Source organism: Wolbachia endosymbiont (group B) of Horisme vitalbata (assembly GCF_964028625.1).
Classification (GTDB): domain Bacteria; phylum Pseudomonadota; class Alphaproteobacteria; order Rickettsiales; family Anaplasmataceae; genus Wolbachia.
The window spans coordinates 1,452,378-1,465,479 of record NZ_OZ034797.1 but is presented as its reverse complement, the minus strand read 5'-3'; the positions used below and the strand labels follow the sequence as shown (position 1 = coordinate 1,465,479).

Annotated in this window: 12 protein-coding genes; 7 read left to right on the top strand and 5 right to left on the bottom strand. The window is 34.8% G+C overall.

Annotated elements, in window-relative coordinates:
* Window positions 1–170: 170 nt before the first annotated feature.
* A complete protein-coding gene (locus ABWU56_RS07065; protein ID WP_353281438.1) occupies window positions 171–2,084 on the top strand; it encodes an ATP-dependent helicase in 1,914 nt (637 codons plus the stop codon).
* A gap of 42 nt (window positions 2,085–2,126) precedes the next feature.
* On the opposite strand, the gene ABWU56_RS07060 is transcribed toward ABWU56_RS07065, so the two are convergent.
* Both ABWU56_RS07060 and ABWU56_RS07055 read right to left on the bottom strand, forming a co-directional pair.
* Window positions 2,127–2,882 carry an alpha/beta hydrolase gene (locus ABWU56_RS07060; protein ID WP_007302377.1) on the bottom strand — a complete coding sequence of 252 codons (756 nt, stop codon included), beginning with the start codon at window positions 2,880–2,882 and terminating at the stop codon, window positions 2,127–2,129.
* A gap of 1 nt (window position 2,883) precedes the next feature.
* Window positions 2,884–3,408, bottom strand: coding sequence for a c-type cytochrome (locus ABWU56_RS07055; protein ID WP_353281436.1), 525 nt, complete (start codon window positions 3,406–3,408; stop codon window positions 2,884–2,886).
* Between the two features lie 299 nt (window positions 3,409–3,707).
* Between ABWU56_RS07055 and ruvA the strand changes: the two genes are divergently transcribed.
* The 5 genes from ruvA (at window position 3,708) to ABWU56_RS07030 (ending at window position 8,783) form a co-directional block, all read left to right on the top strand.
* On the top strand, window positions 3,708–4,280 hold the full coding sequence (gene ruvA, locus ABWU56_RS07050) for a Holliday junction branch migration protein RuvA (protein ID WP_007302375.1): 573 nt from the start codon (window positions 3,708–3,710) through the stop codon (window positions 4,278–4,280).
* Window positions 4,277–5,266, top strand: coding sequence for a Holliday junction branch migration DNA helicase RuvB (ruvB, locus tag ABWU56_RS07045; protein ID WP_007302374.1), 990 nt, complete (start codon window positions 4,277–4,279; stop codon window positions 5,264–5,266). Before ruvA ends, ruvB begins: the two co-directional genes overlap by 4 nt.
* 268 nt (window positions 5,267–5,534) lie before the next feature.
* Window positions 5,535–6,746: a hypothetical protein gene (locus ABWU56_RS07040; RefSeq protein ID WP_353281435.1), complete on the top strand. Its 1,212-nt coding sequence runs from the start codon at window positions 5,535–5,537 to the stop codon at window positions 6,744–6,746.
* Window positions 6,747–7,131: 385 nt separating this feature from the next.
* Window positions 7,132–7,296 carry a hypothetical protein gene (locus ABWU56_RS07035; RefSeq protein WP_353281433.1) on the top strand — a complete coding sequence of 55 codons (165 nt, stop codon included), beginning with the start codon at window positions 7,132–7,134 and terminating at the stop codon, window positions 7,294–7,296.
* 26 nt (window positions 7,297–7,322) lie between these two features.
* The gene (locus ABWU56_RS07030; protein ID WP_353281431.1) at window positions 7,323–8,783 is read left to right on the top strand and encodes a hypothetical protein; all 1,461 of its coding nucleotides are present in this window, start codon (window positions 7,323–7,325) and stop codon (window positions 8,781–8,783) included.
* Between the two features lie 167 nt (window positions 8,784–8,950).
* Here the strand turns inward: ABWU56_RS07030 and ABWU56_RS07025 are convergent, their stop codons facing one another.
* Complete coding sequence (locus tag ABWU56_RS07025) at window positions 8,951–9,484, bottom strand: ankyrin repeat domain-containing protein (protein WP_353281430.1); 534 nt, start codon at window positions 9,482–9,484, stop codon at window positions 8,951–8,953.
* Between the two features lie 99 nt (window positions 9,485–9,583).
* Between ABWU56_RS07025 and ABWU56_RS07020 the strand changes: the two genes are divergently transcribed.
* Window positions 9,584–10,347 (top strand): IS5 family transposase gene (locus ABWU56_RS07020; protein ID WP_353281091.1). Its coding sequence is split into 2 segments (ribosomal slippage): window positions 9,584–9,938 and window positions 9,938–10,347, totalling 765 coding nucleotides; the frame shifts between segments, so codons are not numbered across the junction.
* A gap of 6 nt (window positions 10,348–10,353) precedes the next feature.
* Here the strand turns inward: ABWU56_RS07020 and ABWU56_RS07015 are convergent.
* Both ABWU56_RS07015 and priA read right to left on the bottom strand, forming a co-directional pair.
* The gene (locus ABWU56_RS07015) at window positions 10,354–10,581 is read right to left on the bottom strand and encodes a hypothetical protein (protein ID WP_353281428.1); all 228 of its coding nucleotides are present in this window, start codon (window positions 10,579–10,581) and stop codon (window positions 10,354–10,356) included.
* A 115-nt stretch (window positions 10,582–10,696) separates the two neighbouring features.
* On the bottom strand, window positions 10,697–13,018 hold the full coding sequence (gene priA, locus ABWU56_RS07010) for a primosomal protein N' (RefSeq protein ID WP_353281427.1): 2,322 nt from the start codon (window positions 13,016–13,018) through the stop codon (window positions 10,697–10,699).
* Window positions 13,019–13,102 lie beyond the last annotated feature (84 nt).

Sequence of the window (13,102 nt, the reverse complement as noted above, 5' to 3'; positions counted from 1 at the left end):
ATTTATTATCTATTTACTATTATTAGTATATATTTCAATATTACCTAAAATTTTAACATTTGTCAATCCAGGCACCTACTGTTTGAAATAAACTGGAAGCAAGCAACAAAAACTTTACAGAGCGCAAGTAGTAAGATTAACTTACTGCAGCTATAATTTATAGGGCTACAATGAACGATTATCTCTCGCTGCTAAATCCAGAACAACAATCAGCTGTAACTAACATAGATGGACCAGTTTTAATACTGGCAGGAGCCGGAACGGGAAAAACAAGAACGATCACTTCAAGAATAGCGCACATAATTCGAAATGGCTACGCTTACTCCGATGAGATCTTAGCAGTTACATTCACGAACAAAGCAGCAAATGAAATGATATCAAGAGTGCTTGAACTCACGGGCACAAACATACCATGGCTTGGCACTTTCCATGCAATTGCAGCAAAAATTCTACGTCATCATGCTGAAGTCGTGGGGCTAAATTCCAATTTTACAATTATTGGTGTGGATGACCAATTACAGGTAATAAAAAACATCATGAATGAAATCAGCCCTGATTACCTATCAGAAAAATGTAAGACCATTATGAATATTATTCAGCAATGGAAAGAGAAGTGTTTACTGCCATTCGAAGTGGAAGACGTTCAATCATTTAGGCCAGTGTACGTAACTGCACTCAAAGTCTATCACCAGTATCAGGAAAGGTTAAAATTCCTTAACTCTGTCGATTTTGGTGACTTATTGCTATATAACATACAACTCTTTAATCAAAAGATCGAGGTTCTATCCTACTACCAAAACAAGTTTAAATATATCATGGTAGATGAATATCAAGATACAAATGCAATACAATATCTTTGGCTAAAATACCTTGCAAAAGAGCACTCAAATATTTGTTGTGTAGGAGATGACGATCAATCGATATACAGTTGGCGTGGTGCAGAAGTTGAAAATATTTTGAAATTTTCCGATGATTTTAAAAATGCAAAAACCGTTAAACTGGAGTGTAACTACAGGTCAACATCCCACATACTTGCAACTGCATCATATGTTATCAATCACAATAAGACTCGCTTAGAAAAAAAGTTGTGGACAACAAACATTGAAGGGGAAAAGGTAAATCTAATAAAATTATGGGACGGGAAAGCTGAAGCAAGGTTCATAAGCGAACAGATATTAAAGCTCAATAAATACAGATTTAGTGACATTGCAGTGCTCGTAAGAGCGACTTTTCAAACTAGAGTGCTCGAAGAGTATTTTATAAAATATTCAATTCCCTATAGGATTATAAGTGGCGTAAAATTCTACGAACGTCAAGAAGTAAGGGATATAATTGCATATTTGAGGCTTGTTACAAATAATAATGATGATCTCGCTTTTGAAAGGATCGTAAATCGTCCAAAAAGAAGCATAGGAGCTACAACTCTAAAGAAAATATACACGACTGCTCAGGATAACAAAATTTCTTTTTTTCAGGCAGCAAAAATATTGGTTAATAGTGATCAAGTAACCGAAAGAATTAAACTCTCACTAAATGATTTTTTAAATAAAATTAAAGCTTGGGAAGAAATAGTAAGCGTAAAACCACTGCATGAATTTGTTAAAATCGTAGCAAATCAATCAGGATATATGGAAATGCTTGAGAATGAAGGAGTGACGGGTTTAGCGCGAATAGAAAATGTTAAAGAGCTCATTTCATCTTTGAAGAATTTTGACAGCACTATAACCTTCTTGGAGCATATTAGTTTGGTGATGGAAGTGGATAATATGAATAGCGATGACACTGTATATGTTATGACTCTTCATGCGGCTAAAGGGCTTGAATTCCCGTGCGTGTTTTTACCTGGTTGGGAAGAAGGATTATTTCCTCATCAAAGATCTTTTGAAGATAAAAATGGTAAAGCTTTAGAAGAAGAGAGAAGACTTGCATATGTTGGCATAACTAGAGCAAAAGAAAGGTTGATCATTTCATGTGCAGATAGGAGGGAAATTAATAATCAGTGGCAACCAATGCGCACTTCTCGATTTATTAAAGAATTGCCAAGAGAAAATGTTGAGGTGATCAAGAATAGTGCCTACTGTTGAAGCTATAACTGCAGCTCTTACGACAAACACATCTGAATTACTTCAATTATATATTTCTCCTGGCAAAAATTCTCTGATGGTCTTAAATAAAATTTTCAGTGAATGATTATCAGACATGTTGTGTTCTGCTGATTTTATTAAGTGTACTTCAACGTCTGTTGACTTAATTTTTTCAGCTAAATTCAATGAAGTTTGATAAGGAACATCTTTATCATTAATGCTATGCAATAAGCGCACAGGACAGTTTATATCTATTGCTTCTCTGTTTAAAAGAAGGTTCTTTCTACCGTCTTCGATCAGATTTTTAGTTATTTTGTATGCACAATGCTCCGAAGTAAAATCTATTACACCTTTAGAACCTAGTTCTTCTTTTTGCTTGCCTGACAATTGCTTGAATATCAAATCTTCAGTAAAATCAGGAGCAGACGATATGCCGATTAATGCTGCAATTTTTTCTGGAAATTGAAGAGCAGTGAGCAGCATCAGCCATCCTCCCATACTTGAACCTATAATTATTTGTTTATTGCTAGTTAATTCACTTATCACTTTAGCACAATTTTTTTGCCAATCACTTATTGTATAATCAGCAAAATCACCGCTTGAATTACCATGGCCAAAATAATCAAAGAGCACAAGTGCTATATCATTTTCTTGGCAAAATTTGTAAACGGCAGTTGCTTTAGTTCCATCCATATTGGATGCAAAACCACTAAAAAAAACTATAGAAGCCTTCTTTCCTTGTAGCTTTCGATATGCTATATGGCCATTACTTCCATCGAGTAATTTACAATAATTCATACTACTTTGGCAAGGCAACCGGACTATCGCTCATCGAACGCAAATAGCTGACTAGATCTGCAATCTCTTGTGGATTGGAAATGCCTGCAAATGCCATACGTGTACCTTTTATGTAGGCTTTTGGATTTTTTAAAAAAGCAAATAACTCCTCATACTCCCATTTCCCACCTTTTTCAAGTAGTGCTTTTGAGTAATTGAATGAGCTGCCAAGATGGGCCTTTTTATTTCCAACCACGTTCCATAAGTTTGGCCCCACTTTATTCATTCCACCTTTCTCAAAACTATGACAAGCTATACATTTTTTTGCTGCTGACTTGCCTTTTTCAAAGCTAGCATTCTGCATGAGCTCTCCAATATCAAGTGCCACTTGTTCAATCTTTTGTTGAGGCTCATTCCTGGCTGCTACTATTGTTTGGTGTTCAATTTTATAATCCTCTGGGTTGTATAGCATATCAACTACATTACTAACTATCATAATTATTAATCCAGAAAGTAAAATCGATGCTGCAATCTTATTAAGCTCCATAGTTAATTCTTATCAAGTAATGTTACTTAAATTATGCAAATATTTTCGCAAACAGTAAACAATTACCTTTATTTCACCAAAGATAGAAATTGCTATTACTTAGCTAAGTTAGGAGACTGCAATTCTATTTCTATCGGAGTAACTTGTGGTTCAATTACATAATGATCTGGAATAACATATTAAAATAGATTTCCTGCAAACTTGTCTGCAATGATTGAAACTGGAACTACTTCTATAATGTTCGTTTGCTTGACCTAAGACTCAGGAGCATTTAAACTGAATTTTATAAAGTACTAGAAATGATAGGAAATCTAAGAGGAATAGTTGATGAGGTGTGTAGCGATCACATAATCCTGAATGTGAATGATGTTGGCTACATAGTATATCTTTCAGCCAAAACTTTAAGTGCTTGTTCGATTGGAAGTAGAGTAAAATTACTTATCGACACTTATGCAAATAGCAGAGAAAACGTTACTCAGCTATATGGCTTTATAAGTAAAGAAGAACAGCAGTGTCTGCGTTTATTAGTTAAAGTGAGCGGTGTCAGCTATAAAACCGCAATGTCAATTTTGAGCAAATTAACTCCAGAGCAACTGTTTTTGGCAATTATAAATGAGGATAAACTAGCACTTAAGGTGAGTGGACTTGGCCTGAAACTCATAAATCGAATTATTACTGAGCTGAATGGCAAAGTAAGTAAATTAGAGATAAATAACAATCATTTTCACTCAATTAGTGAAGATGCTCTTTCAGCTTTGATCAATCTTGGATATGAAAGAACAAAAGCTTATGATACAATAAAAAAAATAGAAGATGAATCACCAAACTTGGACACTAAAGATATTATTCGTATGGCGCTTAAAACAATATGAAGTCAATATCATGTAGTAAGGAATACTCTGAAGATGTACGTAATTTAAATATCCGGCCTGAGCAACTTGATGATTTTGTCGGGCAAAAAGACTTAATACAAAATTTAAAAGTGTTTATAAATGCTGCACAGACGAGAGCTGAAGCTTTGGATCACGTATTGCTCTATGGTCCTCCAGGGCTTGGTAAAACAACTTTAGCACAAATTGTCTCTAAGGAGTTAAGGGTTAGCTTTCGTGCAACTTCTGGTCCATTGCTTAGTAAAGCTGGGGACTTAGCTGCAGTGCTCACTACTTTAAATGCAAAAGATGTTCTATTTATCGATGAGATCCATAGATTAAATCGTAGCATTGAGGAAGTTTTATATACTGCTATGGAAGATTTTTGCCTAGATATACTAGTAGGTGAGGGCCCATCTACCAGAACTTTAAGAATAGATTTACCACCATTTACACTGATTGGGGCAACAACACGGCTTGGACTGCTTTCTGCACCGCTGAGGGATCGTTTTGGTATTCCCCTGCATCTTGAGTTTTATTCTTTTGAGGAACTGGTTGATATTATAAAAAGAGGTGCAAGAGTTCTTTGTGCTGAAATCGAAAAGGATGCTGTGCAGGAAATTGCCTGCCGCGCCCGTGGTACTCCAAGAATTGCTTTGAGATTACTCAGAAGAATAAGAGATTTTGTTGAAGTAAAAGATGATAAAAAAATTACCTGTGAAATTGCCGGTTCTGCACTATCAAAATTGGGTATAGATAAAATGGGACTAAATAAATTAGATATGGATTATCTGAGATTTTTGTTTAACACCTCAGGACCTGTTGGAATTGACACCATATCTATTGCACTATCTGAAGATGTTGGCAATATTGAAGAAACAGTAGAACCTTATTTAATCAAGGTCAGTTTCGTAAAGCGCACACCAAGAGGACGTGTTTTAACTGATCAAGCAAGGGAATATCTCAGCATTAATTCAGTGGTATGCTAGTATTATACTATATTTTATAACATTGTATAGTATTACATTAAACATTATAATATTCTCTTATTATATGATTTGCAGGTGTTTTAGAGGCAAATAAGAAAGTCTTCTGTTATAGTGAATATGTTCTTGAAAAATTACGTAATATATGCTAGGCTGTATATAGTATGAATGTAAAAATATCAATAATTTATTGATATTTTTTAAGGTTAATACTTATTAAATACTTCATATTGTAAGATTGAGTTATTGTATTTTATAGACTTAAGATAAAATGGTAAAAAGCCTTCTAAACAATTATAGAAACAGTAATTCAATTAATGGAGAAAAAGCAATGAAAAATTTTTTAATCAATAACAACGAAGAGGACGGTAGCTCAATCTACATTAATCGAATCAGAGAGCAAGATCTCTCTGCAGAGCAGAAGCTCAATGAATTAAAAGGATTCATGGAGGAGCTTGCTAGGAAAGCTGAGCTCAAGAGAATAGAGCTTGAGCGTCAGGCTGCGAGTTGCATTGATGAAACATTATCTCAAGTAGAGCTACAGATACAAGATAATGAGGATTACTTTACTGATAATAATCAAGGGGTATTCGCAAATTTCTTTGAATCCCTCTTTAATCTTTTTGAAGTAAATGTAGATCCGAAAGTCTACAAAATGCTCAAGGAGAAGAAAGAGAAAAATCTGCTTCTTTCGATAATTAAGTTTTTGCGTGATAAGCTTAAGGAATTAGTTAACAAGATCTTCAAAAAAGATTTAGATTTAAGTTGGGATAAAAGGCTAGACAAAGAGATAAAAGAATTGCAGGAGAAATTACTCAGTGGTGGGTTATCTCCGGAAGAGGAAATAGCAATACTCGAACGTTTGCAAGCGTTGCAAAATTTAAAATTGAAGCTTCAAACTTTTCTCGTGGGCTCAGTCATTGCAATGTTTGCAGAAATTTTTGCAGTTGATTTAGCAGCAGTAGTAGAGCAAGATGTAACTGAGGAAAAAAGAGACAAAAAAGCAGAAAAAACAGAATCAAAAGAAGTTCGTCAAGAAATAGAAACAAAAGTGAATGAAATCATACCAATTTCCCTATTTAATTTTTCATCTCAAGTTCCAATGCCAATTGTTCTAGACAAGCAAGAACGTGCTATTTTACCAAAGCCTATAGAAAAATTAGTAGACACTCTACCTAAACCTGTTATAAGTCACAAAAATAGTGAAGTACAAAAACTGGAAAAAATGAATAAAGAAAAGAAAGAAGCAAAAGAAGAGAAAACTGAAAAACCAAAATTAGCTGTCTGTCCACCTGCTCCAGAGCGACACAGGAGAGTTAGAAGAAACACATCGAATGATGCTCATGGGATGAGATTTAAAAGAAAAGGATCTTCTAATGGTAGTAAGCAAAAGTCTAATGCTTCTATGGAACTGCCAGGAGGATTAACTGAGGACGTAAAAGTTGAAAACCATGCTTCTTCAGTCAAAGAGAGAGGTGTGTAAAGGTTCTCTCTCTTTTTTTCATTCCAGACTGGTTTTTTATCTGGATTCCAGCATCAAGTGCTGGAATGACATGGCGGAATGTCATCTAAGTAGCTCTCTCTTGTCATCCCAGTGCGTGACACTGGTTTTTCATCTGGATTCCAGCATCAAGTGCTGGAATGACATGGCGGACAAGTAGCTCTCTCTCTTGTCATCCAAGTAGCTGACACTGGGATCCAGAAAACTTAATTTAAAAAGTTGTTATTCCAGTACTTCTTCTCTTGTCATCCCAGTCTGGAATCCAGGAGTATAAAAATGGTGAATAAAATTTATGTTAAAAAACTGCTTGTGCTAATAATTGATTCTTAATATACTCATTACATAATAATTTAATTTAGAGGTTGATATGCATGGCAATAATGATCCAAATAAAAAAGTACCTGATTCAGGGAGAATAAAGATTGATCTGAGTAAAATAGATCCAAAGAAAATAGATGACTTTAGAGACATGATTAGACGTGAAGAGGAAAGAAAGAAAAATCAATCTAGTGGTCAGAGCAGCAGTAAATAATTATATTAGTTTAGGGGGGTGGCGTTATGCCTAATAAAAGTAAAATAAATCGAGAATTAGTAAAAGCGTTTAATAGTGTTCTTCTTTCTGATAATACTGCTATTACTAATCTCACTATAGAAAAAGATCATGTTGTTCTCTCATTTGATAAAAATATGAATATTGATCAGCGTAGAGAGTACTTGAAAAATATGAGAGAGAGTATAGTAGAAAAGTTTTGTGGAAGTGAAAGGGCTGCCAATGATCTTTTTTATACAGACTCTTTTCCTTTTAACTTTAATCAAGGAAAATGGACTACAGATAGTAGCAGACATAGGTTTTCAGTGCCAATTGAAAAAGAGGTAGTTTGTAATCTAAAATATTTGCTAGCTAATGAACTTATAAGATTCACAATAGAGAGTATTATAGACGATCATCCTAAAGGTCCAGATTATGTGGAAAACAATTTATCCGATGTGGGTTTTGAAAGAAAATATTATTTATACTGTAAGGGCTTTGATGATCGAGAATTAAAAGACTCTTTTGTAAAATCATTCTCATCGAGAATGGAAAGTTATGAAAATAGTCCTAAAAGATTTAAGGGTTTTTTAGAAGAGAAGGGGAATGATGTATATTTAAAGAAAGGCGTTTTTGATGATCTTAAGTTTGTTCAAGACATAGTAAAACATAGAGCATCCTTGATGTGTCGTTGTTTTGATACTCCAAAAGGCGAGATTGGAGTTAGTGACATGCTGAAATTTGCAGTGGTTAATTTGTTTCTTAAAGCAAACATACCAGTTGATCGTATATTGCGTGACTCTTACTTGAACAGTGACGAAGATTCAATTTTAATTCCTATTGTAAGTTATAATAATGAGGAGGGATATTTAACAAGAGAAGAAGTGAATCACGTTAATAATATGTTTGGTATGTATATATTAAATAGCTTTGAAGGTCGGACTTCACAGAAATCGCTATTGGGCAGTAAAGGAGTGTATGGAATAGATTTTGCTAACCCAGACATTGCTTACTGTGTGATGGATAAGATCACAGAGAGCTCTTTAATCAGCGAATATAAAGTTAAAGATAAAGATACAGGTAAAGATAAAGTTAAATATAAGCTATCCATTGATCCTGCGCGTGTGCCAGCTATGAAACCACAAACTCTTGCCCCTTCTGAAGAAAAAGTAGGGACGGATGGACCAAGTGCAGATACAAGTGCAGATAGTGGTTTTGGTGATTCACCTAAGAATTCAGTTATAGGTAAATCACATAATGGAAACTCGAGCAAATTCCTTAGGCCCGACTACTATGGTGAAGGTAAAGGTGGGGATGATGCTTCGGCTAAAGATAGTGGCTTTGGCCCTTCTTCAGCACGATCTTCAGCACGATCTTCTTTTAATAAGCCCAAAACAACATTTAACCAACCTTCTATATCACAGCCTGACCAATGTTCTGCAAAAAAGCAGACATCAACTAATAAAAAATCAATTTGCTCTATTTCATAGCTAAAGAAAATTAGACTGTTTGAGGACGAATTGTGAATGAAAGGTTATCTATCCGTTTAGATGCATGTGAGACCAGTGCCTTCTTTCTTGTTATACAAGTAGCTGACACTGGGATCACACTTGATTATGCAAGAAATCTAATGTTAAAAAACTCACAGTTATTATTCTTATAGCATTGCTTCATTTGTATAAGCCTTTTCATGCTTGACAAAAGAGAGTTGAGGGTTAACAGCTTTTTCTATCGATTTAGCCTGTTTATAGTCTTGACTTAGGAAATATATAGACAGTCCAACTGCTATTCCAGCAACAAGAGCAGATACTGCGAGTGCGCATAATATAATAGTCATTGAAGGGACTAAAGCACCACCAACACCGAGTCCAATACCGAGAAAAACTCCAGGTACAATGCCAATCAAACTATTACATCTAGCATCTCCTTTTTTCAATTTAGCTTGGTTTTTCATACATTCAATGAGTACTTCTCTTGTATTTCCTTGAGCTAAATCTAATGGAATTTGCTTATTTACATTCTCTATCAAAGGATTTGTAACATGTTCCAAAAGGGCTCTTATAGCACCAGTGTTATTATTTCTAACAGCTTGGTGTAATAACGTCTCTCGATCTTGATCTTGAAAATTGATCAATTTGTAGAAATACTGAGGAGTAACAGATCTATTCACCGCTTTATCTAAAATCTTCATCACGTTTTTAAATGACAATATCTCTGCTTTCTTAGAACCTGTCTTGAAAGGTAATGAAGAAAAGAGTATGATGAGGTAAGCAAAAAATAGGAGGGTAAGTTGTATCCAAGTGATATAAGTGACAAGGAATGGGAAATTTTAGAGCCCTATGTTGCACAAGGAGCGATAGGACGACCAAGAAAACATAACATAAGAACAATTATTAATGCAATAAGGTACATAATGAGGGGTGGTTGCCAGTGGAGAATGCTACCAAAAGATTTTCCTCCATGGAAAACGGTGTATGACTATTTTCTCAGGTGGCGTAATAATGGAAAATTGAAAAAAATACATGACATGCTAGTAAAAGAGGTAAGAAAAATGGTTGGCAAAAATGAAACACCTTCAGTAGGTATAATTGACAGTCAATCAGTGAAAACGACTCAAAAAGGGGATCAAGAGGATATGATGCCGGTAAAAAAATAAAGGGTAGAAAACGTCATATTATTGTAGATACACTAGGTCTTGTAATTACTGCAGAAGTACACAGCGCAAGCATTCAGGACCGTGATGGTGCTACCAATCTTTTTGTTCAAGCTAAATGCAAAGCTCCAACATTACGTAGGTTTTTTGCTGATCAAGGGTATAAAGGTAAATTACAAAATCGATGTTTGTTGGAAACTGGATGTTTGCTAACGATTACCAAGAAATTGGTTGATACAGGATTTCAAGTTATTCCTAAACGTTGGATTGTAGAACGAACCTTTGCCTGGCTTTCCAATTTTAGACGCATGAGCAAGGATTACGAACATTCTCCTCTTACTTCAAAAAACAATATCTTATTTAATATGATTACTTCTATGCTTACTAAATTAGCCAATTAACTCCTTTCAAGACAGGTTCTTAGACCTTGTACTATCGTATACAATGCAGTGTTGCAAAATAAGATACACCATCTTTTTTCTTATATCTACAGTATCCTCTATAGATAAAGCTGATTTAAATAACTCCTTATCAATAGGTATTTCGATATTTTTATTAAGAAATGCCTTCAATTCTCTAATTTTTTCTTTATGCTTTATCCCTGGCCTACAGACGATTTCAAGTAAAGTATTCATACCATCTCCTTATTCTAGTTATATCAATAATATAATAAACTCTAATAAAAGTCAAATCATTGATTAAAAAATTAATATAATTAATTCTGTGAATGTCAAATAAATTCAAATAACATCAAAAAAAACTCACAGGATCAACATCTATTGTTACTGCAATATTTGAATTCAAGTTGTAATTTTTAATCCAATATTTTAGCTTTTTCTTTATAGATAAACTATGTTTATTGTGTATTTTGAGTAGCACTCTATACCGATATTTATTATTTAAGAAATTTATTGCTGCTGGTGATGGGCCAAAAATTTCGAGTTCTTTTTTTCTAGTCACGCACTGGAATGACAACGCAGAAGGAATAGTAGCTGAACATTGATCATGCAAAAAGCTTGTTATCTCACTTGCTGCTTTCTGCGTTGCAAATTGATCCTTACCGCAAACTATAAGCGCTATTAATCTACTAAATGGTGGCATTTTAGCTTTGCGTCTTGACTCAAGTTCAACTTCATAAAACAAATCCCTTTTTTGCTGCTGCAATGCTTTTATTATCAAACTTTCAGGATTATTAGTTTGCACTATTACCGTTCCTTTTTCGTTGAACCTCCCAGATCTACCCGCAACTTGATGCAATAATTGATACGTCTTTTCTGCTGCCCTAAGATCAGAATTTTCAAGTCCTAAATCTGCATTTATCACTCCAACCAAAGTTAACTTAGGGAAATTATGCCCTTTGGCAATCACTTGTGTACCGATTATAATATTCACCTCTTCCTTAAGCACTGAGTCAATGACGCTACCAAGCGACTTCTGATCGCTGCTGATAATCGCAGTTTTTGCATTTGGTATTAATTTCACTATTTCTTCAACTAACCTTTCAATTCCCACACCATAAAGAAGCAATGACTGCTCACTTTGACAATTGGAGCATTTTTCTGGAAGTTTTGATTGATAAGAACAATGGTGACACAAAAGGACGTTCTTCTTTTTGTGGTATGTAAGCCAGACAGCACAATTTGAGCAGGAAATTTTGTATCCACACTTTTTACAAACTGCAAGTTGTGCGTATCCTCTGCGGTTTAGAAAGAGCATAACTTGCTGTTTTTTCTCTATGGTTTGTTTTATTCCTTCGAAAAGTTCATTGGAAATCCATTGCTTATTATTTACTACTTTTATTTGTGGCAACTCTGCACCACCGAATCGTTTAGTCAATTTTACATGATTGTAATTCCCTTTTTTAACGTGATAAATTGTTTCAAGCAGCGGAGTGGCGGATGATAAAATAATCGAAATATTTTCGAGCTTGGCTAAGATAATTGCCATATCTCGAGCATTATATATAATTCCCTGTTCTTGTTTAAAGGATGAGTCATGCTCTTCATCAATGATGATCAATTTTAGGCTTTTATAAGGTAAAAAAAGTGCTGACCTTGCCCCAATAATGATCTGCGCACTTCCATTTGCAATACTAAGCCAATTATTTCGGCGAGCTTTGGGAGTAAGTCCTGAATGCCACTCAGCTATATTGCCAGATGTCTGACTGCGAACACGATTTACCAATTGTGAAGTTAGGACAATTTCTGGCAGAAGGATAAGGACTTGTGCATTACCTCCTTCTGTTGTCATTCCAGTGCTTGGCAAAGGCAGTATGCTAAGTGTTACAGTGGGTTTTGCCTTAAATACAAAGGTGTCATTCCAGTGTTTATCCAGGAATTTTGATTCTAAATTAGGTATTGGTCTTAAATTAAAATAAACGTTTGTGATGAGATTATATGAAAAACTGGATCCCAGTGTCGGAGCACTGGGATGACAAGAGAAGAGGGCACCTGGATGACAAGAGAAGAGAGCATTGGAATTGCAAAAAAAGTAGGCACTGGGATGACAGGAGAAGGAAACACTGGAATTACAGGAGAAGGATAGACAATGTTCGTAAATACTATGATTCTTAATTAACTGTGAAATTACAGAGAGATAAACTTCCGTTTTCCCAGACCCGGTTTCACCGTCAAGTAAAGTCACTGAATACTCATTCAAATTACTTATTACTTTATCGCGAGCTACTTGCTGTTCAGGGTTTAATTGGTAGTCTATTTTGCTTATTTCCTGCTTTTGTTCAGCATAAACTAGTTTATTTATTTGATTTACTTTTAGCACTCCCCCCATTATCACTTTCGCAAGCATACCAATAGGTATTACATTATACTGCGCAACCCACTCTGCAAATTCGATCAGTTTTGGTCTAATACTCGGTAAATCGACCTTTTGTTCAATAAATTTTAATTCTCGATCGCTTTTGCTACTTTCTCTCCAAACTATTCCAATCAAACGCTTTCTGCCAAACGGCACCACTACGTAATCTCCAATTGAAATTTCAGTATCTTTCTCAATTGCATATGAAAATAGCTGATCAATTGGAAGTGGTAGTAATACGTCAACTGTTCTTGTCATAAGTTAGCGCTGTTTTTAGATATATAAAGAAGCCTTAATGCTTTTTTCATAGTACACAATTTATAATCATAAATATTGGAAATG

Bases quoted from the DNA above. Each gene is read 5' to 3' on its own strand.
- ruvA (WP_007302375.1), top strand. From the start codon at position 3,708: ATGATAGGAAATCTAAGAGGAATAGTTGATGAGGTGTGTAGCGATCAC.
- ABWU56_RS07015 (WP_353281428.1), bottom strand. From the start codon at position 10,581: ATGAATACTTTACTTGAAATCGTCTGTAGGCCAGGGATAAAGCATAAA.
- ABWU56_RS07055 (WP_353281436.1), bottom strand. From the start codon at position 3,408: ATGGAGCTTAATAAGATTGCAGCATCGATTTTACTTTCTGGATTAATA.
- ABWU56_RS07065 (WP_353281438.1), top strand. From the start codon at position 171: ATGAACGATTATCTCTCGCTGCTAAATCCAGAACAACAATCAGCTGTA.
- ABWU56_RS07035 (WP_353281433.1), top strand. From the start codon at position 7,132: ATGCATGGCAATAATGATCCAAATAAAAAAGTACCTGATTCAGGGAGA.
- ruvB (WP_007302374.1), top strand. From the start codon at position 4,277: ATGAAGTCAATATCATGTAGTAAGGAATACTCTGAAGATGTACGTAAT.
- ABWU56_RS07040 (WP_353281435.1), top strand. From the start codon at position 5,535: ATGGTAAAAAGCCTTCTAAACAATTATAGAAACAGTAATTCAATTAAT.
- ABWU56_RS07030 (WP_353281431.1), top strand. From the start codon at position 7,323: ATGCCTAATAAAAGTAAAATAAATCGAGAATTAGTAAAAGCGTTTAAT.
- ABWU56_RS07025 (WP_353281430.1), bottom strand. From the start codon at position 9,484: ATGAAGATTTTAGATAAAGCGGTGAATAGATCTGTTACTCCTCAGTAT.
- priA (WP_353281427.1), bottom strand. From the start codon at position 13,018: ATGACAAGAACAGTTGACGTATTACTACCACTTCCAATTGATCAGCTA.
- ABWU56_RS07060 (WP_007302377.1), bottom strand. From the start codon at position 2,882: ATGAATTATTGTAAATTACTCGATGGAAGTAATGGCCATATAGCATAT.